Source organism: Micromonospora sp. NPDC049359, assembly GCF_044466585.1.
Classification (GTDB): Bacteria; Actinomycetota; Actinomycetes; order Mycobacteriales; family Micromonosporaceae; genus Micromonospora.
The window spans coordinates 253,699-274,638 of record NZ_JBITMW010000008.1; the positions used below are offsets into that span (position 1 = coordinate 253,699).

Annotated in this window: 22 protein-coding genes; 10 read left to right on the forward strand and 12 right to left on the reverse strand. The window is 73.6% G+C overall.

The window, feature by feature from the left end; all coding sequences use genetic code 11:
• The first annotated feature begins 48 nt into the window (after positions 1–48).
• From ACIBTX_RS20155 to ACIBTX_RS20175, 5 genes are all read left to right on the forward strand, one after another.
• The gene (locus tag ACIBTX_RS20155) at positions 49–867 is read left to right on the forward strand and encodes an ATP-binding cassette domain-containing protein (protein WP_357126338.1); all 819 of its coding nucleotides are present in this window, start codon (positions 49–51) and stop codon (positions 865–867) included.
• Entirely contained in the window at positions 864–2,126 is a 1,263-nt protein-coding gene (locus ACIBTX_RS20160; RefSeq protein ID WP_357174423.1) for an ABC transporter permease, read from the forward strand. The genes ACIBTX_RS20155 and ACIBTX_RS20160 overlap by 4 nt, the downstream gene beginning before the upstream one ends.
• A 22-nt stretch (positions 2,127–2,148) precedes the next feature.
• Positions 2,149–3,330: an ROK family protein gene (locus tag ACIBTX_RS20165; RefSeq protein ID WP_357126345.1), complete on the forward strand. Its 1,182-nt coding sequence runs from the start codon at positions 2,149–2,151 to the stop codon at positions 3,328–3,330.
• Positions 3,331–3,349: 19 nt separating this feature from the next.
• On the forward strand, positions 3,350–3,655 hold the full coding sequence (locus ACIBTX_RS20170; protein WP_357126348.1) for a DUF1707 domain-containing protein: 306 nt from the start codon (positions 3,350–3,352) through the stop codon (positions 3,653–3,655).
• 156 nt (positions 3,656–3,811) lie between these two features.
• Entirely contained in the window at positions 3,812–4,552 is a 741-nt protein-coding gene (locus tag ACIBTX_RS20175; protein WP_357126351.1) for a DUF4142 domain-containing protein, read from the forward strand.
• Positions 4,553–4,575: 23 nt separating this feature from the next.
• On the opposite strand, the gene ACIBTX_RS20180 is transcribed toward ACIBTX_RS20175, so the two are convergent.
• From ACIBTX_RS20180 to tsaB, 4 genes are read right to left on the reverse strand one after another with little or no spacing between them, the layout of a single operon-like run.
• Positions 4,576–4,830, reverse strand: coding sequence for a hypothetical protein (locus ACIBTX_RS20180; protein WP_053660576.1), 255 nt, complete (start codon positions 4,828–4,830; stop codon positions 4,576–4,578).
• Positions 4,831–4,844: 14 nt separating this feature from the next.
• Positions 4,845–5,891 (reverse strand): tRNA (adenosine(37)-N6)-threonylcarbamoyltransferase complex transferase subunit TsaD, encoded by a 1,047-nt coding sequence (tsaD, locus tag ACIBTX_RS20185; RefSeq protein WP_357126354.1) that lies wholly within the window; start codon positions 5,889–5,891, stop codon positions 4,845–4,847.
• Positions 5,884–6,366, reverse strand: a complete 483-nt coding sequence (rimI, locus tag ACIBTX_RS20190; RefSeq protein WP_357126357.1) for a ribosomal protein S18-alanine N-acetyltransferase — start codon at positions 6,364–6,366, stop codon at positions 5,884–5,886. The genes tsaD and rimI overlap by 8 nt, the downstream gene beginning before the upstream one ends.
• Positions 6,363–7,040 (reverse strand): tRNA (adenosine(37)-N6)-threonylcarbamoyltransferase complex dimerization subunit type 1 TsaB, encoded by a 678-nt coding sequence (tsaB, locus tag ACIBTX_RS20195; RefSeq protein WP_357174420.1) that lies wholly within the window; start codon positions 7,038–7,040, stop codon positions 6,363–6,365. The genes rimI and tsaB overlap by 4 nt, the downstream gene beginning before the upstream one ends.
• 446 nt (positions 7,041–7,486) lie before the next feature.
• On the opposite strand from tsaB, the gene ACIBTX_RS20200 reads away from it, so the two are divergent.
• Positions 7,487–8,191 (forward strand): helix-turn-helix transcriptional regulator, encoded by a 705-nt coding sequence (locus tag ACIBTX_RS20200; protein ID WP_357126363.1) that lies wholly within the window; start codon positions 7,487–7,489, stop codon positions 8,189–8,191.
• Positions 8,192–8,279: 88 nt separating this feature from the next.
• Here ACIBTX_RS20200 and ung read toward each other — a convergent pair whose 3' ends face one another.
• The 6 genes from ung to ACIBTX_RS20230 form a co-directional block, all read right to left on the reverse strand.
• The gene (gene ung / locus ACIBTX_RS20205; RefSeq protein WP_357126366.1) at positions 8,280–8,981 is read right to left on the reverse strand and encodes a uracil-DNA glycosylase; all 702 of its coding nucleotides are present in this window, start codon (positions 8,979–8,981) and stop codon (positions 8,280–8,282) included.
• 66 nt (positions 8,982–9,047) lie between these two features.
• Complete coding sequence (tsaE, locus tag ACIBTX_RS20210; protein ID WP_357126369.1) at positions 9,048–9,530, reverse strand: tRNA (adenosine(37)-N6)-threonylcarbamoyltransferase complex ATPase subunit type 1 TsaE; 483 nt, start codon at positions 9,528–9,530, stop codon at positions 9,048–9,050.
• Positions 9,527–10,630, reverse strand: coding sequence for an alpha/beta hydrolase (locus ACIBTX_RS20215; protein WP_357126372.1), 1,104 nt, complete (start codon positions 10,628–10,630; stop codon positions 9,527–9,529). Before ACIBTX_RS20215 ends, tsaE begins: the two co-directional genes overlap by 4 nt.
• Positions 10,630–11,748 carry an alanine racemase gene (gene alr / locus ACIBTX_RS20220; protein WP_357126375.1) on the reverse strand — a complete coding sequence of 373 codons (1,119 nt, stop codon included), beginning with the start codon at positions 11,746–11,748 and terminating at the stop codon, positions 10,630–10,632. Before alr ends, ACIBTX_RS20215 begins: the two co-directional genes overlap by 1 nt.
• 80 nt (positions 11,749–11,828) lie before the next feature.
• Positions 11,829–13,298, reverse strand: coding sequence for an NAD(P)H-hydrate dehydratase (locus ACIBTX_RS20225; RefSeq protein ID WP_357399269.1), 1,470 nt, complete (start codon positions 13,296–13,298; stop codon positions 11,829–11,831).
• A gap of 55 nt (positions 13,299–13,353) precedes the next feature.
• Positions 13,354–13,722: a holo-ACP synthase gene (locus ACIBTX_RS20230; protein WP_357126380.1), complete on the reverse strand. Its 369-nt coding sequence runs from the start codon at positions 13,720–13,722 to the stop codon at positions 13,354–13,356.
• A 174-nt stretch (positions 13,723–13,896) separates the two neighbouring features.
• Between ACIBTX_RS20230 and ACIBTX_RS20235 the strand changes: the two genes are divergently transcribed.
• Entirely contained in the window at positions 13,897–14,193 is a 297-nt protein-coding gene (locus ACIBTX_RS20235) for a hypothetical protein (protein ID WP_357126383.1), read from the forward strand.
• The gene (locus ACIBTX_RS20240) at positions 14,190–15,866 is read left to right on the forward strand and encodes an alpha/beta hydrolase (RefSeq protein WP_396832837.1); all 1,677 of its coding nucleotides are present in this window, start codon (positions 14,190–14,192) and stop codon (positions 15,864–15,866) included. Before ACIBTX_RS20235 ends, ACIBTX_RS20240 begins: the two co-directional genes overlap by 4 nt.
• Positions 15,867–15,966: 100 nt before the next feature.
• Here ACIBTX_RS20240 and glmS read toward each other — a convergent pair whose 3' ends face one another.
• The gene (gene glmS, locus ACIBTX_RS20245; RefSeq protein ID WP_355050715.1) at positions 15,967–17,880 is read right to left on the reverse strand and encodes a glutamine--fructose-6-phosphate transaminase (isomerizing); all 1,914 of its coding nucleotides are present in this window, start codon (positions 17,878–17,880) and stop codon (positions 15,967–15,969) included.
• Between the two features lie 239 nt (positions 17,881–18,119).
• Between glmS and ACIBTX_RS20250 the strand changes: the two genes are divergently transcribed.
• Both ACIBTX_RS20250 and ACIBTX_RS20255 read left to right on the forward strand, forming a co-directional pair.
• Entirely contained in the window at positions 18,120–19,070 is a 951-nt protein-coding gene (locus tag ACIBTX_RS20250) for an MmpS family transport accessory protein (RefSeq protein ID WP_357126390.1), read from the forward strand.
• A 79-nt stretch (positions 19,071–19,149) separates the two neighbouring features.
• Positions 19,150–20,301: a pyridoxal phosphate-dependent aminotransferase gene (locus ACIBTX_RS20255; protein WP_396832847.1), complete on the forward strand. Its 1,152-nt coding sequence runs from the start codon at positions 19,150–19,152 to the stop codon at positions 20,299–20,301.
• Here the strand turns inward: ACIBTX_RS20255 and ACIBTX_RS20260 are convergent.
• A complete protein-coding gene (locus ACIBTX_RS20260; protein WP_357174399.1) occupies positions 20,273–20,899 on the reverse strand; it encodes a PadR family transcriptional regulator in 627 nt (208 codons plus the stop codon). The two genes, ACIBTX_RS20255 and ACIBTX_RS20260, sit on opposite strands and share 29 nt — an antisense overlap.
• Positions 20,900–20,940 lie beyond the last annotated feature (41 nt).

Genomic DNA, 20,940 nt, shown 5'->3' on the forward strand with positions numbered 1-20,940 from the left:
GCGGCGCCCGCCGGACGGGCCCCGACCCTCCCTTAAGAAGGAGACCCCGTGTCCGCGACTCCCCTGCTGGAACTCCGCGGGATCGACAAGAGCTTCGGTCCCGTCCAGGTGCTCCGCGACGTCGCCCTGAGCGTCCACCCGGGCGAAGTGACCGCACTTGTCGGCGACAACGGCGCCGGCAAGTCGACCCTGGTGAAGTGCATCAGCGGCATCTACCCCACCGACGCCGGTGAGGTCCTGTTCAACGGCGAACAGGTGCACATCGGCAGTCCCCGCGACGCCGCAACGCTCGGCATCGAGGTCGTCTACCAGGACCTCGCGCTCTGCGACAACCTGGACATCGTGCAGAACATGTTCCTCGGCCGGGAGAAGCACAGCGGCATCGTCCTGGACGAGCCGACCATGGAACAGCTCGCCGCCGAGACCCTGGCGGGGCTCTCCATCCGCACCGTCACCTCGCTTCGCCAGCACGTCTCCAGCCTCTCCGGCGGTCAGCGCCAGACCGTGGCCATCGCCAAGGCGGTGCTCTGGAACAGCAAGCTCGTCATCCTGGACGAGCCGACCGCAGCCCTGGGCGTGGCACAGACCGCCCAGGTCCTCGAACTCGTTCGCCGCCTCGCCGACAACGGCCTGGCCGTGGTGCTCATCTCGCACAACATGAACGACGTCTTCGCCGTCTCCGACCGGATCGCCGCGCTGTACCTCGGCCAGATGGTCGCCCAGGTGAAGACCACCGACATCACTCACGCCCAGGTGGTTGAGTTGATCACCGCCGGGCGCTCGGGCGGCCTCGGCCTCGCCACCGACCCGGGCGGCAACGGCGACGGCCCGCAGCCGGCCGACTCGATCTCAGGAGGCGTCCGATGACCACCACCGCCGTGCGCAAGGACGGCCCGGCGGCCGTCACACCGCCGCCGACCGTCGGGAGCCACGTCCGCAACTACGTGAGCCGGGTACGCGGTGGCGACGTCGGCGCGCTACCAGCCGTGCTCGGCCTGATCGTGCTCTGCACCGTCTTCGCGGTCATGCGGCCGTCGTCGTTCCTGTCGGCCGGCAACTTCGCCAACCTCTTCACCCAGGGCGCGGCGGTCACGCTGATCGCGATGGGCCTGGTCTTCGTGCTGCTGCTCGGCGAGATCGACCTCTCCGCCGGCTTCGCCAGCGGTGTCTGCGCGGCGGTACTGGCAAACGTGGTCACCGTGCTCGGCTACCCATGGTGGGTCGCCGTCCTCGCCGCGATCGCCACCGGTGTCATCATCGGCACCACGCTCGGCATGCTCGTCGCGAAGATCGGCATTCCGTCCTTCGTGGTCACTCTCGCCGGCTTCCTCGCCTTCCAGGGCGTCGTGTTGCTGCTCGTGCAGGAGGGCACCAACATCTCCGTCCGCGACGAGGTGCTGGTCGCCATCGCCAACCGCAACCTCGCCCCCGCGCTGGGCTGGGCGCTGACCGCCGTCGCCGTCGTCGGCTACGCGGCGGTGCAACTGCTACGCCACCGCAACCGGGCGGCCCGCGGCCTGATCACCGACCCGATCGCGGTGGTGGCGCTGCGGATCGGCGGGCTCGCCGTCATCCTCGGCACCGCCGTGTACGTGCTCAACCTGGAGCGCAGCCGCAACGTCCTCATCGTCTCGCTCAAGGGTGTGCCGATCGTGGTGCCGATCATCGCGGTGCTGCTGGTCATCTGGACCTTCGTGCTCCAACGCACCAGCTACGGCCGGCACATCTACGCCGTCGGCGGCAACCGGGAAGCGGCCCGCCGGGCCGGCATCGGAGTCGACCGGATCCGGATCTCCGTCTTCGTGATCTGCTCGTCCATGGCCGCCGTCGGTGGCATCGTGGCCGCCAGCCGGGCCAACTCGGTCGACCCGAACACGGGGGGCAGTAACGTACTGCTCTACGCGGTCGGCGCGGCGGTGATCGGCGGCACCAGCCTCTTCGGCGGCAAGGGCCGGGTATTCGATGCCGTGCTGGGAGGCGCGGTGGTCGCGGTCATCGAAAACGGAATGGGCCTGATGGGGTACAGCGCGGGAGTCAAGTACGTGGTGACCGGCGTCGTGCTGCTGCTCGCCGCCAGCGTCGACGCCCTCTCCCGCCGCCGCGCGGCAGCCACCGGCTCCCGCTGACCGCGCGGGAGGTAGCACCAGCATGCGCCCGGCACCTAGCCAGGAAGAGGTTCGCCGGCAGAACCTCGGGGCCCTGCTGCGGTACGTGCACGTCCACGGGCCGACCACCCGTGCCGAACTCACCACGGCACTGGGGTTGAACCGGAGCACCATCGGCGCGCTCACCGCCGACCTGGCCGGCGTCGGGCTGGTCAGTGAGGGAACGCCGAAGGAGACCGGCCGGGCCGGACGACCGTCCATTGTCGTCCGGCCCGAGTCGGCCCGGGTGTACGCGTACGCGTACTCCGTGGAGGTGGACCGGCTGCGGGCCGCGCGGGTCGGTCTGGGCGGCGCGGTGCTGGACCGCCGCGAGCTGGACCGCCCGCGTGGCCTGCTGGCCGCGGAGGCCGCGCCGATGCTGGCCGGCGCCGTCAAGGAGATGCAGCAGGCGGTCCCGGGCGGCGCGATCTGCGTCGGCACCGGCGTCGCGGTCTGCGGCATGGTCCGCCGGGAGGACGGCCTGGTGCGGCTCGGGCCCACCACCGGCTGGGTGGACGAGCCGATCGGCGCGGCGCTCGGGGCCGAGATGGGCCTGGACGTGCCGGTCACGGTCGGCAACGTGGCCGACGTGGCGGCGTTCGCCGAGCACACCAGGGGCGTCGCGGCCGGCTGCGACAACGTCATCTACCTGTACGGCGACGTCGGCGTCGGCGCCGGGATCATCGCCGGTGGGCGTCGGCTCACCGGACACGGCGGGTACGGCGGCGAGGTCGGCCACATGAAGGTGGTGCGCGACGGCAGGCCCTGCGAGTGCGGCGCCCGGGGTTGCTGGGAGACCGAGATCGGCGAGCACGGCCTGCTGCGCGCCGCCGGACGCTCCGATGCGCGGGGACGCGACGCCCTGCTGGCCGTCTTCGACGCCGCCGACCGGGGGGACGCCCGCGCCCAGACGGCGGTACGCCAGGCGGGTGACTGGCTCGGCTTCGGGGTCGCCAACCTGGTCAACGTCTTCAACCCCGAGATGGTCATCTTCGGCGGCACCATGCGCGACCTCTACCTCGCGGCGGCGGCCCAGATCCGCAGCCGGCTCAACTCGAACGCACTCGGCGCGTGCCTGGAGCACGTCCGGCTGCGTACGCCGACGCTGGGCGAGGACGCACCCCTGATCGGGGCCGCCGAGCTGGCCTTCGAACGACTGCTCGCCGACCCCCTCGACGTGGGCTGACCCGCGTACGCTGTCCGGCGTGGACGTCGAGTTGCGCGCCTCCGACGACGACCGTCACCGGGTGGTCGCCGAGCTGCACCGGCACACCACGGTGGGCCGACTCACCCTGGACGAGTTCTCCGAACGGGTCGGCGCGGTGTGGACCTCCCGCACCCTCGGCGACCTCGCCACGCTGACCCGGGACCTGCCCGCCCTGCCCGATCCCGCAGCCGCGGCGAAGGGCGACGACGGGATCGGGCACGGCCGCCGGGAGCTGCTGGTGCTCTTCGCCGTCGCCGCGCTCACCCTGCTGCTGCTCGGTGGCTTCCTGGCCGTCACCCGCTGATCCGTGTGGCACGCCCGACGGGCTCCGCATTTCCACGGCCCGAGCGGATGAACTGATCGGACGATCAGTCCGTACCAGTGGGCGGACGGGCGGCCGGCAGGGTGCGGCTGCCCGGTCCAGACGCGTTTCGGTCCGGACCGAGGAGGCACCGCAGACATGGCACCGCTCAGATTGGCCCGTCGCCGGCCGGGCAACCGGACGCACCGCGCGGCGATGTTGCTCATCGCGATCATCGCGGGGGTCGGTGTCCTGCCGGGCGTGGCCATCGCCGCCCCCGCGGGTGGGCAGCAGCTCAACGCCGCCGACATGACGCTGCTCAACGGGGTGCGCCTGGCCGGGCTGTGGGAGATGCCGGCCGGCCAGATGGCCGCCGAGAAGGGACAGTCGCCGAAGGTACGGGAGATCGGGGCCGGCATCGCCGGCGAGCACCAGAAGCTCGACCAGCTCGTCGTGGACGCCGCCAACAAGCTCGGCGCGTCCATCCCCACCGAGCCGACGGCCGAACAGAAGGGCTGGCTGGCCGAGATGCAGAACGCGTCCGGCGCTCGGTTCGACCAGATCTTCGTGACCCGGCTCCGGGTGGCCCACGGCAAGATCTTCCCGGTGATCGGCGCGGTACGGGCCAGCACCCGCGACGCCACCGTCCGCAAGCTCTGCGAGGACGCCAACGCCTTCGTACAGCACCACATGCAGATGCTGGAGTCCACCGGACTGGTCCGCTGGCCCGAACTGCCGCCGGCCGCGCTGCCCGCGCCCGGCAAGGACGGTCTGCTCGCCGCCGCCGGGGCGAACGCGGGGCCGCAGGTCGGGGTGAGCAGCACCGTCGTCTGGCTGGTCTTCCTCGCCGCGCTCGGTACCGGCGGGATCGCCACCTACCGGATGCTGCGCCGGAGCTGACCGACGATTGAGGTGGCCCGGAGTCAGCGGTCGACCTGGGTGAAGTCCCAGGAGTGCGGGGCGCGGGCCACCAGCAGGGCGGGCGGATCGGGCAGCGGACGCGGGTTGCTGCGCCACTTCGAGATGACCACGACGCGGTGGTCGGTGGACGAGAAGACCTCGCTCGACACGTGCAGCGGGTCGTGCTCCAGCTCGGGCAGGGCGGTGTCGCACACCCAGGTGATCAGGTCGGCGACGCCGTACGCCTCGGCGCGCGCCTCCCACATCCGCACGATCATCTCCGGCGTCCCCGTCACACGCTGACCGTGGTCAACGGCAGCGCCGAGTCGGCCGGCAGATCCAGCCGGCTCGGCGCGACCCCGGCGGCGACCAGGTGCGATCCGAGCGCGGCCACCATCGCCCCGTTGTCGGTGCACAGCTTCGGCCGCGGCACCCGGACCCGGATGCCGTACTTCTCGGCCCGCTCCTCGGCCAACGCCCGCAGCCGGGAGTTCGCGGCCACTCCCCCACCGATCACCAGGGTGTCGATGCCCTGCGCCCGGCAGGCGGCGATGGCCTTGTTGGTCAGCACGTCGCAGACCGCCTCCTGGAAGGACGCCGCCACGTCGGCGACCGGCACCGGCTCACCGGCGCGTTGCCGCGCCTCCACCCAGCGGGCCACGGCCGTCTTCAGACCGGAGAACGAGAAGTCGTACCGGTGGGCCGCCAGGTCCTTCGCGGCGGTCAGGCCACGCGGGAAGGCGATGGAGGCGGCGTCACCCGCCCGGGCCTCACGGTCGATGGGCGGACCGCCCGGGAACGGCAACCCGAGCAGCCGGGCCACCTTGTCGAACGCCTCACCGGCCGCGTCGTCGATGGTGGCGCCGAGCGGGGTGACACCCCGGGCCAGGTCGTCGACCAGCAACAGGGACGAGTGCCCGCCGGAGACCAGCAGGGCGATGGCCGGTTCGGGCAGTGGGCCGTGTTCCAGGGTGTCCACCGCCACGTGCGCGGCGAGGTGGTTGACGCCGTACACCGGCTTCTCGGCGGCGAGGGCGTACCCCTTGGCGGCGGCGACGCCGACGAGCAGCGCGCCGGCCAGACCCGGCCCGGAGGTGACCGCGATGGCGTCGATGTCGGCGAGGGTGACGCCAGCGTCGGTGAGCGCCCGCTGCATGGTCGGCACGATGGCTTCGAGGTGGGCCCGGCTGGCCACCTCCGGCACCACGCCCCCGAAACGGGCGTGCTCCTCGACGCTGGACGCGAGCGCGTCAGCCAGCAGGGTGTGCCCGCGTACGATGCCGACGCCGGTCTCGTCGCACGAGGTCTCGATGCCCAGGATCAGCGGTTCGTCAGCCATGGTCGTGTGGTCCGTCCCCGGTCGGCTCGGCGTCGCGCCGCATGACCAGCGCGTCGGTGTTGCTCGGTTGGTAGTAGCCGCGACGCACCCCGATCGGCTCGAACCCGTACGTCGCGTAGAGGCGCTGGGCGGGGGCGTTGTCCACGGCCACCTCCAGCAGGGTGCTGCGGGCGCCCCGACGGTTCGCCTCGGCGAGCAGTTCCTCCAACAGGACGCGGCCGACGCCACGTCGCTGGACGTCCCGCCGGACGGCGATGACCTGCACCCACACCTCGTCCGGTGGGGCGCCGGCGAGCCCGGCGTAGCCGAGCACCGCTCCGTCGCTGTCGGTCGCGACCCGGTAGTGGTGCCCGTTGGCCAGCTCGTTCCAGAACATGGAGGGCGACCACTGCCCGGCGCCGAACAGGTCCGCCTCGATCGGCATCGCCTCGTCGACGTGCCACCAGCGGAACCGTTCCAGCCGTACCGACGTCACGGGAGGACCGGTTTGCGGCCGGTGGCCGCCACGGCGTCGGGACGGCGCAGGTAGAGCGGGGTGAGTCGCTCGCCGGGCGCGCCGGCCCGGATCCGCTCGGCGGCGAGCAGCGCCAGCACGGTGGCCTCCGGGTAGCGCGGTTCGACCCGGACCGGCAGGTCCAGAGCCTCGGCGTACCGGTGTGCTCCGTCGCCGACCGCGACCGTAGCGCCCAGCTCACGGGCGCGGGCGGCGGCCACCGCCGGCGAGGACACCTCGGGCCCGACGACCCGCTGGCCGGCCCCGTCGTAGACAGCCCAGTACAGCTCCTTGCGGCGGGCGTCGCTGGCTGCCAGCACCGGCTCGCCGGCAGCCGCCGGGTGGCCGATGGCGTCCAGGGAACAGACGCCGTACGTCGGAACGCCGAGCACCTGCCCCATCGTGGCGGCGGTGACCAGGCCGACCCGCAGCCCGGTGAACGGCCCGGGGCCGAGCCCGGCGACTATCGCGCCCAGGTCACGCGGGCGAGCGCCGGCGTCGGCAAGGACCGCGTCCACCTGAGGCGCGAGCAGTTCACCGTGCGCGCGGGCATCGACCGTGCACCGGTGCGCCCGGGACGTGACGCCGTCCGCCGAGATCTCCACCAACGCTGCGGTCACCGCGGGGGTCGAGCTGTCCACCACGAGTACGAGCACGGTTAGCCAGCCTAGCGGCCCCGCCACCGCCCGCCCGTGACGCCCCGCCCCTCGGCCACCACCGGGCCTACCGGCGGACGAGCAGCGCCGCGACTCCACCCGTCGCCACGCCACCCCGCCGCCGTGCGCCTTCCCGACCCTCACCGACCCTCACGCCACGCCGTGCGCGTTCCCGACCGCCACGCCACGCCACGCGTCTTCCCGACCGCCACGCCACGCCACGCGCCTTCCCGACCACGGCGACGGCGACGGCGACGGCGACACCATCCTGATGAGCCTGATGCCTGTGAGTCATCTTGATGACTCACAGGCATCACTCTCATCAGCAATACCGCCGCCGCTCAGCGACGCGGCCCCGACCATGCTGATCCCGGCTTGCAAGACCGCGAGTCGTGAATCCGCCGCAGAGCTACCGCGAGCGTCTGATGCTGGGCCAGCATGCCGGGATGCCATCGACTCGCCTCGTCACCCTCCTCGGCGCCGTGCTGCGACAACAACGCCAGCGACGCGAGCTGAGCCAGCGCCAGCTCGCGGGACTCGCCGAGGTCAGCCAGGCGGCCGTGGCCCGGATCGAACGCGGCGAACGCGCGCCGAGCGTCCCGGTGCTGGAGCGGTTGTTCACCGCGATGGACGTGCAGCTGGTGGTCGGGGTCGAACCGCTGGACGCGCATCTCGACGCTCGCATCGACGAACTGGCCGCCCGCCCGGTCGGCGAACGCATCGACGAACTGGGCCTCAACGAGACGCTGGACCGACTGACCGACTTTCCGCAGGTGCTCACCGGTAGCACGGCGGCGCTGTTGCAGGGCGCGCCGGTGCCGGTGGACGCCGTCGAGATCGCCCTCCGCTGGCAGGACTCGAAACGGTTCACCGGCTGGCTGGAGGCAAACTACGGCCAGCGGTGGAACGCCCGGTGGGGCGAGTTCGGCGGGGTGTGGTTGGAGCCGGAAGAGCCGGGCGAACACCGTTGGTCGACCCGGTACGGCGAGATCAGGGCGACCATGTGCGACGAGTTGCCCGAGACGATCGAGGTACGCCACGGTGGCCGCGATTATCAGGTGGTGCCGCTGGTCGAGCTGGAGTTGACCGAGCCGCGGGCCGCCGACCTGCTGCGCCGCTACCGGGCCCGGCGCCGCGCCCCGGAAAGCTGACCGGACCCGGCCAGCCGGCGCCGAACCCGGAGCAGGCCAGCCGGCGCCGAACCCGGGCCAGGCCAGGCCAGGCCAGGCCAGGCTGAGGTCAGTCGGCGGTGCGCTCCCAGTCGATAGTGGGACGGCCGGCGTCGGCGAGGGCCTTGTTGGCCGCGCTGAACGGGCGGCTGCCCAGGAAGCCGCGCGGGTTCATCGGGCTCGGGTGGCCGGCCTCCAGCACGACGTGCCGAGAGTTGGTGACCAGGCCGGCCTTCTTGCGGGCGTAGCCGCCCCAGAGCAGGAAGACCACCCGGTCCGGCAGGGCGTCCAGCGCCCGGATGGTGGCGTCGGTGAACTCCTCCCAGCCGGCGTTCGCATGCGAGCCGGGGGTGGCCTGACGGACGGTCAGCACCGCGTTGAGCAGCAGCACGCCCTGCGCCGCCCAACCGTCGAGGTTGCCGCTGCGCGGCTTGGGCACCCCCACGTCCTCGCCCAGCTCCTTGAAGACGTTGCGCAGCGAGGGCGGCACCGACACGCCCTCGCGGACGCTGAAGCTCAGCCCGTGCGCCTGACCGGCCCGGTGGTAGGGGTCCTGCCCGAGGATCAGCACCCGGGTGGCCTCCGGCGGGCAGAGTCGGTACGCCGAGAAGAGGTCCTCCAGCGGCGGGAAGACGGTCTGCGTCGCGTACTCCCGGGCGACGAAATCCGCCAGCGCGGCCGTGCGGGCCGGGTCGAGGTGCGGGGTGAGCACGGCACGCCACTGCTCCGGCAGCAGCGCCAGCAGATCCAGGGCGGGGGCATCGTCGGGCATCAGAAACCTCTTCCAGCGCGGGTCGGTCCCCCGCACTCTAAGCATCACGTCCGACAGCGCCGCGCCCTAACCCAGCTCGGCCAACCGCCGAGCCCAGTCACCACCGACCGGATCCAGCTCGACGACTCGGGTGTCGTCGTCGCGGCGGTCGATACGGACCCGCAGGTGCGCGTCGACCAACTGCTCCACCAGGCCCTCGCCCCACTCCACGACGGTCACCGACGCGTCCACCGAGGCATCCAGGTCCAGGTCGTCGATCTCGGCGCGCGGGTCGCTGGCGGCGCCCAGCCGGTACGCGTCGGCGTGCACGAGGGCCACCCGGCCGCCCCGGGCCGGATCGGGCCGGTGCACCCGGGCGATCACGAACGTCGGCGAGGTCACGTCCCCGAGGACGTTGAGCCCGGCACCGATGCCCTGGGTGAGCGCGGTCTTGCCGGCGCCCAGCGGGCCGGTCAACAGCACCAGGTCACCGGCCCGCAGCAGCCCGGCCAACCGGCGGCCGAACTCCCGAGTGTCCTCGACGGTCGGCAGTTTGACGACGAAACTCACCGGTCCTCCATGCTCTCCAGTGATTCGAGGAACCGCTCCAGCGCGGCGTTGACCTCGTCGGCGTGCTCCAGCATCACCACGTGACCGCTGTCTTTGATCTTGATGAACTCGGCGTGCGGCAGCCGCCGGACGATCTCCTCGGAGTGGGTCACCGGCGTGATCATGTCCTTGTCGCCGACGACCACCAGCACCGGCGCGTTCGCCAACGCCGCCAGCGCCGGGAAGCGCGAGTGCGTGGCGAGGGTCCGCAGGTAGCGGGTCACCGTGTCGGCCGAGGTCCGGGAGTTCATGGTCTCCACGTAGGACACCAGCCGAGGGCTGGGCTTGCGGGTGCCGAAGCCGTACTTGCGGGTCAGCAACCAGGCCACGTTCGAGGTCGACTTGCGGGCCCGGTCGATCACCGGGCCGCCGTACCGCGTGGCGTTGCTGACCATGTAGAGCACCGGACCACCGACCCGGCCCAGCAGCGCCGGGGCGACCAACTTGGTCTCCGCGACGAGACCGCCCGACGTGGCCATCAGCACCGTGCCCACCACCCGGTCACCGAACAGCTCCGGGAACAGCTCGGCGAACGCCATGATGGTCATGCCGCCCATCGAGTGGCCGACCAGCACCAGTGGCCCCTCCGGGGCGACCCGGTCGATCACCCGGCGCAGTGTCCGGCCGAGCACGGCCAGGTCGTACTCGCCGGTCTCCAAGCGACCGGACTGGCCGTGACCGGGCTGGTCGTACGCCACGATCCGATAGTCGCCACGCGCGGCCAACATCTCGCGCTGGAAGTGGAAGGTGCCCATGTCCAGGCAGAACCCGTGCACCAGCACCACCGTCGGGTGCCCCGGCACCGGACGGGTCGGCTCGACCACCTCGACGTGGATGTCGGTGCCGTCCGGCAGCTCCAGCCGGAACGCCTCGTCGTACCTCTGTTCGCCGAACGTCTCCTGGGCGTAGCGGTCGGTCGGGTCGGTCTTCAGCCGGCGGACCAGGGTGCGTTCGGTCGCGACGCCGGCGGCCAGACCGGCCGCCGCCACCCCGACCGCGGCCCCGACCAGGCCGGCGACGCGGCCGGCCGCGGTCCGCGGGCGCGGGATGCGGTACGCCATCAGGGGCGCTCACCGTCGTAGACGCGCGGCACCCGGGTGCTGCCGAACCGGGTGACGATCTCGTAGTTGATCGTGCCGACCGCCTCGGCCCAGTCGTCGGCCGTCGGCTCGCCGTCGGCGCCGCTGCCGAAGAGGGTCGCCACGTCACCGTCGGCCACCGGGTCGTCGCCGCAGTCGAGCACGAACTGGTCCATGCAGACGCGTCCGGAGATCGTCCGCCGCGCGCCGGCGAGCTGTACGGGGCCGGTGTTGGAGGCGTGCCGGGGCACACCGTCGGCGTACCCGAGCGGCACCACGGCCAGGTTCGCGTCCGACTCGGTGGTGTAGGTGTGGCCGTAGGAGACGCCGGTCCCGGCGGGCACCCGCTTGGTGAGCATCACCCGGGCGCGAGCGGTCATCGCCGGACGCAGCCCGTACGTCTCGCCGGCCACCGGGGACAGGCCGTAGATAGCCAGCCCGGGACGGACCAGGTCGAAGTGCGTGTCGGGGCGGGTCAGGGTGGCCGCCGAGTTGGCCAGGTGCCGCCACCGGGGGCGCAGCCCGGCCCGCTCGACCATGGCCAGTCCCTCGTGGAAGACGGCGAGCTGCCGGTCGGTGGTCGGGTGGCCGGGCAGGTCGGCGTACACGAAGTGGCTCCACACACCGACCACCTCGACCAGGCCGTCGGCCTGGGCCTTCGCGGCGGCGTCGAGCAGGGCCGGCCAGTCGGCGACGGTGGCGCCGCCCCGCGACAACCCGGTGTCGATCTTCAGGTGCAGGCGGGCGGGGCGCTCGGCACGCCGGCTCGCCTCGATCATCTCGTCGAGCTGCGGCACGCTGGCGGCACCGAGATCGACCCCGGCGCTGACACCCTCGTGCAGCGGCAGCCCGGGCGCGAGCAGCCACGCCAGCACGGGCGCGGTGATCCCGTTCCGGCGCAGCGTGAGCGCCTCGTCGAGGGTGCAGACGCCGAGCCAGTCGGCCCCCGCGTCGAGCGCCGCGCGGGCGGCCGGGAGCATGCCGTGGCCGTACCCGTCGGCCTTCACCACCGCCATCAGCTCGGCGGTGGTGCCGGAGCGGAGCCGGCTCACGTTCTCGCGGATCGCGTCAAGATCGACACGTACCTCGGCCTGCCACATGCGCCCAGCCTACTTTCCAGCCTGATCACCGTGGGCGGCGACGCTCGGCCCGCCGCACCGGTCGGGTCGGTTCGGGACGATCAGCCCAGCCGGGCGACGACCGGGCGCAGCGCGGTCACCACGTCGGGCGCGGTCACCGGGCCGCCGCGGGCCGCCTCCCGACCGGCCAGCCCGTGCAGGTACGCGGCCCCGGCCGCCGCCCGATCCGCCGGCACCCCGGCCGCCAGCAGCGAGCCGAGCAGCCCGGCCAGCACGTCGCCGGTGCCGCCGGTGGCCAGCGCCGGGGTGCCGGTGGGGTTGACGTACGCCCGGCCGTCCGGCGTGCCGATCACCGTGCGGTCCCCCTTGAGCAGCACCACCGCGTTCATCCAGGCGGCCAGTCGCAGCGCGGACCCGACGCGGTCGGCGCCCGGCTCCTCCCCGCACAGCCGGGTGAACTCCCGGTCGTGCGGGGTGACGACGATCGGCGCGTCCCGGCCGCGCAGCCGGTCGGCGAGTGAACCGTCGACCAGCAGGGTCAACGCGTCCGCGTCGAGCACCACCGGCACCGGTGTCGCCAGGACGGCCCGCAGCTCGGCCGCCGCCTCGTCTCCGGTGCCCAACCCCGAGCCGCACACCCACGCCTGCACGCGGCCGGCATCGGCCACCCGGGGCGTGGCGATCACCGAGGGGTGCTGGCGCAGCACCTCGTCGCGGGCCCCACCGGCGTACCGGACCAGGCCGGTCGGCCCGGCGAGCGCACCGCCGACGGAGAGCACCGCCGCGCCCGGGTACGTCGCCGAGCCGGTCGCCACCCCCACCACACCCCGGGTGTACTTCTCCGACGCGGCGCCCAGCTCGGGCCACCACCGCTGAAGGTCGGACCAGTCGGTGACGTTCAGCGCGGGGGTGCCCCGCAGCCAGGGCTCCAACCCGATGTCGACCAGCTCGACCTGCCCCGCCAACGCGGCGGCCGGCCCGACCACCAGGGCGGGCTTGAGCGCGCCGAAGGCGACGGTCACGTCGGCGCGGACGGCGGTGGGCCGGCCGGACGCGGACAGCGGCACGTGCCCGGTGTCCACCGCGACCCCGCTCGGCACGTCCACGGCCAAAACGGTGGCCCGCTGGCCGTCGCGCCCGCGCAGCTCGCCCAGCCCCTGGACGACCTCGTCCGCGTTCGCCCGCAACCCACCCGTGCCGCCGATCCCGACGATGCCGTCGAGGACCAGGTCGACGGGGCCGGCGGGGCGGTCGACCAACCGGCCACCGGCGGCCCGCAGCGCGGCCAACCCGGCCACGTGCGCCCGGCCGGGGGTGAGCAGCAGGGCGAAGACCTCGACGCCCCGGCGGGCCAGCCGCTCTCCGGCGTAGAGCGCGTCACCGCCGTTGTCGCCCGAGCCCACGAGCAGCAGCACCCGGCCGCCGTACACGCCGCCGCGCTCGGCGAGCAGCAGGGCGGCCCGGCGGGCCAGCCCGGCGGCGGCGCGCTGCATCAGCGTCCCCTCCGGCAGCGTGCCCATCAGCCCCGCCTCGGCGGCCCGTACGTCGCCCACCCGCCACACCGGTCTCATGTCACCGTGTCCCATCCGTTCCGCGGGCTGGCCGGCACGGCCCACCCGGCCGACGTCACCGTTCCGCGACCACCATCGCCGAGGCGATGCCACCGTCGTGCGAGAGCGACAGGTGCCAGTGGTTGATACCACGCTCGGCGGCCACCGCCGCGACGGTTCCCGAGACGCTCAGCCACGGCCGGCCATCGGTGTCGGGCACGATCTCGCAGTCGTGCCACCGCAGGCCGGCGGGAGCGCCGAGGGCCTTGGCGACGGCCTCCTTCGCGGCGAAGCGGGCGGCCAACGACTCCGGCGAGCGGGGACCGCCGGAACGGGTGACCCGCTCCGGCCCGGTGAAGAGCCGGTCGGCGAGCAGCGGCGTCCGCGCCAGGGACCGGGTGAACCGGTCCACCAGGACGACGTCGAGGCCGACAGCGACGATCACCAGACCACCCTACCGGCGGCGGGGGCGGCAGATTAGCCGTCGGGCCCGCGGTGGGCAACGCCTGTGGACAGACCGGGGTACGACCGCAGTCCGCCGTCCACAGGGCACCTCGGCGCGGCCCGGCTCTGCCTAGCGTTCACCGCGTCGATGCCGATCCGACACGGGGGTGGGGTCATGACCGAGGAGCCGTTCACCGTCCGGCCGCAGGAGCTGCGCGCGGAGGCCGGCGCGCTCGACGACGAGGCGTACCGGTTGGCGTGGGGTCTGGCGCGGGTGCCGGGGCTGCTGGTGCCGGCCCCGGGTTGGCGGACGGCCACGGCGCTGGCGGGGCTGGAGGCGGCCGGACACGCCTGGTTCTGCCGGCTGGGCACAGCCGTGGCGGTGACCGCCGATGGCATCCGCGGGGCGGCCGAGGCGTACGAGACGGTGGACGACCGGGCCGCCGGCCGGTTCGTCACCGTGCCCCGGTGAGCGGGGTCGGCTACCGGCAGCTCTGGGCCGCCGATCCGGCCGGCTGGCGGGCGGCCGGATCGGCCTGGGCCGGGCTGACCGGCCCGGTCCACCGGCACGCCGACGAGCTGGCCGGGACGGCCGGGCGGCTGCGCGGTGACTGGTCCGGTGCGGCGGCCACGGCGGCCGACGCCCGGCTCGCCGGTCTTGCCGACGAGCTGACGTCGGTGACGCCGGCGCTGATCGAGGCCGACCAGACGCTGGCCGAGTTGGCCCGGCAGCTCGCCGTGGCGAGGGCCCAGCTCGCCGAGGCGGTCACCCGGGCCGAGGCGGCCGGCCTGACCGTGGACCGAGCCGGTGGTGTGCGGGCGGCTCCGGTGGACCCCGCGCATCCCGTCGGAGCCGGCACGGCGGCAGCCGGGCCACCGGCGGGTACGAGGGCCGGCACGGCGGCGGGGTCGGCAGCCGGCACGGCGGCGGGTTCGGCGGTCGGAGTCGCGGTGGCGGGAGTGGCGGCGGCCGTACGCGCGGCGGTCGAGCGGGCCGACGCGGCGGATCGGGCCGCCGCCGACCGGTTGGCGGAGCTGGCCCGTGCGGCCGGCACCGGCTGGGCGTCCCCGGCACCGCCCGGCCGGCCGGCCACCGGGGCGTCGCCGCCGGTCGTACGCGCCTGGTGGTCCGGGTTGACGCCGGCCCAGCGGCGCTGGCTGGTCGGGCACGAACCGGCGCTGGTCGGCGCCCTGGACGGGGTACCGGTGGCGGCCCGCGACCAGGCCAACCGCCTGCTGCTCGGCGCGCGGCGCGACGAGTTGCTGGCCGAGCGGCGGCGATTGTCGGTCCGGGTGCCGCCGGGACCGCTGGCGTCGGTGCGACTGCGCGCGCTGGCCGCACGGTTGGCCGGCCTGGACGCGCTCACCGAGCGGCTTGCCGGCGGGACGCCGCGGGCGTACCTGCTGGGGCTGGACCCGGCCGGTGAGGGGCGGGTGGTGGTGGCGCTCGACGACCCGGACCACGCCGATCGGGTGCTGACGTACGTGCCGGGGATGACCGCCGGGCTGGACGACGCCCCCGGCGAGCTGGGTCGGGCCGCCCGGGTGCTGGAGCGCTGCGCGACGCTCGCGCCGGGTCAGCGCAGCGCGGCCGTGCTGTGGCTGGACTACGACGCTCCGGACTTCCTGACCGAGGCGGCGTCCGCCGGCCAGGCCCGGGACGCCGGGCCGGCGCTGCACCGTTTCCAGGAGGGGCTGCGCGCCACCCACGAGGGTCCGCCGGCCCGGCAGACGGTGCTCGGGCACAGCTACGGGTCGCTGGTGGTGGGGGTGGCCGCCCGGGAGCACGGGCTGGCGGCCGACGCGCTGATGTTCGTCGGTTCGCCCGGGGTGGGCGTGGCGCACGCCGACGAACTGGGCGTCCCGGCCGGGCAGGTGTGGGCCAGCAGGGCACCCGACGACGTGATCCGCCTGGCCCGGCCGGTGGACGAGCTGGGTCGCCCGGCGCTGTTGGGCGCGGCTCCGCTCGCCGCGGTGCTGGGTTGGCCGGATCGCACCGGTCACGAGCTGTGGTTCGGTCACGACCCGGCCGATGCCGGGTTCGGCGGCCGGGTGTTCCGCAGCGGCCGGGGTGGGCACGCCGGCTACTGGGAGCCGGACAACCCGGCGTTGGACGGGATGGCCCGCGTCGTACTGGGCCGGTGACGGGACCGGGCCGCCGACGAGCCACCGGACGCGACGCCGACGACGGAGCCCCGGCCACCGCGGGTGCGGCGCGGCCGGGGCTCCGGGGCGTGGCTGGCGACTACTCGACGGTGACCGACTTGGCCAGGTTGCGGGGTTGGTCCACGTCGTGCCCCCGAGCCGCGGCGATCTCGGCGGCGAACACCTGGAGCGGCACGGTGGTGACGAGCGGGGCGAGCAGGGTGGGCGTACGCGGCACGTAGATCAGGTGGTCGGCGTACCGGACGACGGCCTCGTCGCCCTCCTCCGCGATCACGATGGTCCGCGCGCCACGCGCCCGGACCTCCTGGATGTTGGAGACGACCTTGTCGTGCAGCATCCCGCGCCCCACCGGGGAGGGCACCACGCAGATCACCGGGGTGCCCTTGTCGATCAGGGCGATGGGGCCGTGCTTCAGCTCGCCGGCAGCGAAGCCCTCGGCGTGCATGTACGCCAGCTCCTTGAGCTTGAGCGCGCCTTCGAGGGCCACCGGGTAGCCGACGTGCCGGCCGATGAACAGCACCGTCGGCTCGGACTTCAGCTCGCGGGCCAGCTCGCGGACCGGCTCGATGCGGTCCAGCAGCTCGCGCAGCTTGCCCGGCATCTCCTGTAGCTGGGCCACGACCGCGCCGACCTCGTCGGCGAACTTGATGCCGCGTACCTGGGCCAGGTGCAGGCCGATCAGGTAACAGGCGACGACCTGGGTGAGGAACGCCTTGGTGGAGGCGACGGCGATCTCCGGCCCACCGTGGGTGTAGAGCACGGCGTCGGACTCGCGGGGGATGGTGGAGCCGTTGGTGTTGCAGATGGCAAGCACCCGGGCCTTCTGCTCCTTGGCGTGCCGCAGGGCCATCAGGGTGTCCATCGTCTCGCCGGACTGCGAGATCACCACGATGAGCGTGGACCGGTCGAGCACCGGGTCGCGGTAGCGGAACTCGCTGGCCAGCTCCACCTCGCACGGGATCCGGGTCCAGTGCTCGATGGCGTACTTGGCGACCAGGCCGGCGTGGTACGCGGTGCCGCAGGCCACGATGAAGATCTTGTCGACGTCGCGCAGATCCTGGTCGCTGAGGCGGACCTCGTCCAGGGCGATCTCGCCGCTCTCGGTGAGTCGGCCGAGCAGGGTGTCGGCGATCGCCTGCGGCTGCTCCTCGATCTCCTTGAGCATGAACCAGTCGTAACCGCCCTTCTCGGCGGCGGACGAGTCCCAGTCGATGTGGAAGTCCTTGCCGCTGGCGGGCTGACCGTCGAAATCGGTGATCTCGATGCTGTCGCCGGTGATCAGGACGATCTGGTCCTGACCCAGCTCCACCGCCTCGCGGGTGTGCTCGATGAACGCGGCCACATCGCTGGCCAGGTAGTTCTCGCCGTCGCCGCGCCCGACGACCAGCGGCGAGTTGCGCCGGGCGCCGACGACGGCACCGGGCACCGAGGCGTCGACCGCGAGCAGGGTGAACGCGCCCTCCAGTCGCTGGCACACGACACGCATGCCGGCGGCGAGCAGCTGCGGGCCGTCCGGCTGGCCGGCGGCGCGCAGGTCGGCCAGGGCGGCGGAGAGCAGGTGCGCGGCGCACTCGGTGTCGGTGTCGCTGGTGAACTGGACGCCGTCGGCCTCCAACTCGGCGCGGAGCCGGGCGAAGTTCTCGATGATGCCGTTGTGGATCACCGCGACGCGGCCGTCGGGCGCGACGTGCGGGTGGGCGTTGCGGTCGGTCGGCCCGCCGTGGGTGGCCCACCGGGTGTGCCCGATGCCGGTGGTGCCGTCACCGATGCCGATCGGACTGGCCGCGCAGGAGGTCGGGTCGTCGGCGGCACGCTCGGAGAGCACCTTTTCGAGGTTGGCGAGCTTGCCGGCCTTCTTCTCGGTCAGGAGCTGGTCGTCGCAGACGATGGCGACGCCGGCCGAGTCGTAGCCCCGATATTCCAGCCGTCGCAGCCCGTCGAGCACGATGCTCAGCGCCGGGCGCGCGCCGGCGTATCCCACGATTCCACACATGGCCCGCAGCCTAACCCAGTTTCGCTCATCATGGGTGCTCGAAAGACGGCTAAACAAGCACCGAATTTGAGCGATCGGTCGTTGGTGGGCCGCAACGGGACGAGCGTCACGAGCCGGGCCGGCGTGCGCGGGACCGGACGGGGTTGCGGGACGACCGGCGCGTACGACAGTCTTCCGGCGGGTTCGGCGCACGCTCCGCTGACTCCTCGACCCCTTACCCACTCCCGCCCGGAGCAGCCATGTCCGACGCGCCGCCACCCGAGTCGTCCCCGACGCCACCTCCGGACCCCGCCCCGCCGCCGCCGGACCCGACGGCTGCGCCGCCGCCGACGAACCCGCCGTCCGGCTGGTCCGCGCCGGACGCCTTCCCGACGCCGGATCCGTTGACGCCGGGCCAGCCCTGGGCGCCCCCACCGGCCTGGACCCCGCCGCCCCCGTCCGCGCCGTGGACGCCCGATCCCACCAGCGTTCCGGGTACGCCCGACGCCGCCGGAACCGGCGCCTGGCCGCCGCCCCCGGAACAGCCGTCGGCCGGCTACCCGCCGGGTTACCCGGTACCCGGCTACCCACCGCCCGGCTATCCACCGCCCGGCTATCCACCGCCCGGCTATCCACCGCCGTACCTCTATCCCGGCTATCCGCCGCCCGCCCGGCCGGGCGGCGGGGCCGGCCGGGTCGTCGGGATCGTCGTCGCGGTCGTCGTGGCGCTCGCCCTCCTCGGGTGCGGATGCTTCTGCGTGTCCGGGTCACTGCTCAGCCGGCTTGTCCCGGACACGGTCGCCGAGGACCCGTACGACAGCGACCCCTTCGGCGACGACACCTGGCCGCCGAGCATCGCGCCCGAGCCGCCCACCGTGCCCGACACCCCCACGACGGGGCCCACCAAGAAGCCGATCACGCGCCCGACGTCGGGTCCGGCCCCCGTGACGGTGGTCTACGAGGTCACCGGAGTGGGCCGGGCGGACATCGCGTACTTCGACGCCGAGAGCGATCTCATCCACATCGACGGCGCGAAACTGCCCTGGCGCATGACCATCCGCACCAACGGCCAGAGTCGGGTCATGGTCGAGGCCAGGTGGTCCGATGACGGTGAGAGGCCGATCGGCTGCACCGTCACGGTCACCGGCGCCGGAAAGCCCGTGACGAACAAGACCCAGGGGACCTGGGCCACCAGTTGTGAGCCCGAGTGAGGCTGGAGTCGGGTCAGCGGGTGACCGTAGGCTGGCGCAGGTGACGACGAGCACCGATGTCGACCCGCTGGTGGCCCGGATGCGGCCGTTCGGTACGACGATCTTCGCCGAGATGTCCGCCCTCGCCGTCCGGACCGGGGCGGTCAACCTCGGCCAGGGCTTCCCGGACACGGACGGCCCGCCGGAGATGCTGGCCGCCGCCGTCGAGGCGCTGCGCGGCGGGCAGAACCAGTACCCGCCCGGTCCGGGGATCCCCGCCCTGCGCGCGGCCGTCGCGGCGCACCAGCGTCGGTTCTACGACCTGGCGTACGCCCCGGACGGCGAGATCGTGATCACGGCGGGCGCGACCGAGGCGGTGGCGGCCAGCATCCTCGCTCTCTGCGAACCGGGCGACGAGATGGTCTGCTTCGAGCCGTACTACGACTCGTACGCCGCTTCGATCGCGCTGGCCGGCGCGGTCCGGCGGCCGGTCACGCTGCGTCCCGGCGCGGACGGCCGGTACGCCTTCGATCCGGCGGCGCTGCGGGCGGCGTTCGGGCCGCGTACCCGGCTGGTGCTGCTGAACTCGCCGCACAACCCGACCGGCAAGGTGTTCACGCCGGCCGAGCTGGCGCTGGTGGCCGAGTTGTGCCAGGAGTTCGGCGCGTACGCGGTCACCGACGAGGTGTACGAGCACCTGGTGTTCACGGACGCGTCCAGCGCGCACGTGCCGCTGGCGTCGCTGCCCGGGATGCGGGAGCGGACGCTGCGCATCTCGTCGGCCGGCAAGACGTTCTCCTGCACGGGCTGGAAGATCGGCTGGGTGAGCGGCCCGGCGGCGCTGGTCTCGGCGGTGCTGCGGGTGAAGCAGTTCCTCACCTACGTCAACGCCGCGCCGCTGCAACCGGCGGTCGCCGTGGCGCTGGCCCTGACCGACGACTACTACACGGGCTTCCGCGACGGGCTCCAGCAGCGGCGCGACCAGCTCATCGGCGGCCTCACGGACGCCGGGTTCGACGTGCTGACGCCGGAGGGCACGTACTTCGTGACCGCCGACGTCACCGCGCTCGGCGGCACCGACGGGATGGAGTTCTGCCGGTCGCTGCCGGAGCGCTGCGGCGTCGTGGCGGTGCCCACCCAGGTCTTCTACGACGACGTTGAGGCCGGCCGGCGGCTGGTCCGGTTCGCGTTCTGCAAGCGCCCGGAGGTGCTGGCCGAGGCGGTCACCCGGCTGCGCGCGCTGACCCGCTGACCGGCCCGGAGCCGGTCGCGTCCGGATCGGTCGCCGACTGATCCGGGGTGGGCGACGTCAGTCGGGTGAGCAACTGGCCCTCATCGCCGAGCAGCGCCGCCTCGGCGTCGTCCACGAAGGACAGGTCGGCGGTCACGTGCCGGCTCGCCGCGGTGAGCAGCAACCCGACCACCGGATCGTCGGCGGTCCGCCGGAGGCCGTCCAGATTGCGCAACTCGCGCAGCAGGTGCCCGCGCTGGTTGCTCAGCACGGCACGAACGGTGACCGCGGACCCGGACCGGGCGGCGGCGGTGACCTTGAGGAAGAAGTCGTCCCGGAATCCGCCGCTGCGCGGGCTCGGCTCACCCAGCCACCGCGCCAGCTCCGCGCGCCCGGCCGGGGTGATCTCGTAGACGACCCGGTCCGGCTTGATCGGCTGGGGCTGCCGTTCGGCGACGACCAGTTCGTCCCGGGAGAGCCGGTCGAGGATCTGGTAGAGGTGGCCGATGTTCAGCGGCCCCCACTGCGGGCCGACGGCGGCCTCGAACGCTCCCTTGAGCTGGTAGCCGTGGCTGGGGCCACCAGCGAGCAGGGCGAGGACGGCGTGCTGGATCGCCATGTCACCTCCGGTACCGGTCTTGCATTGTCACAATGTATCGC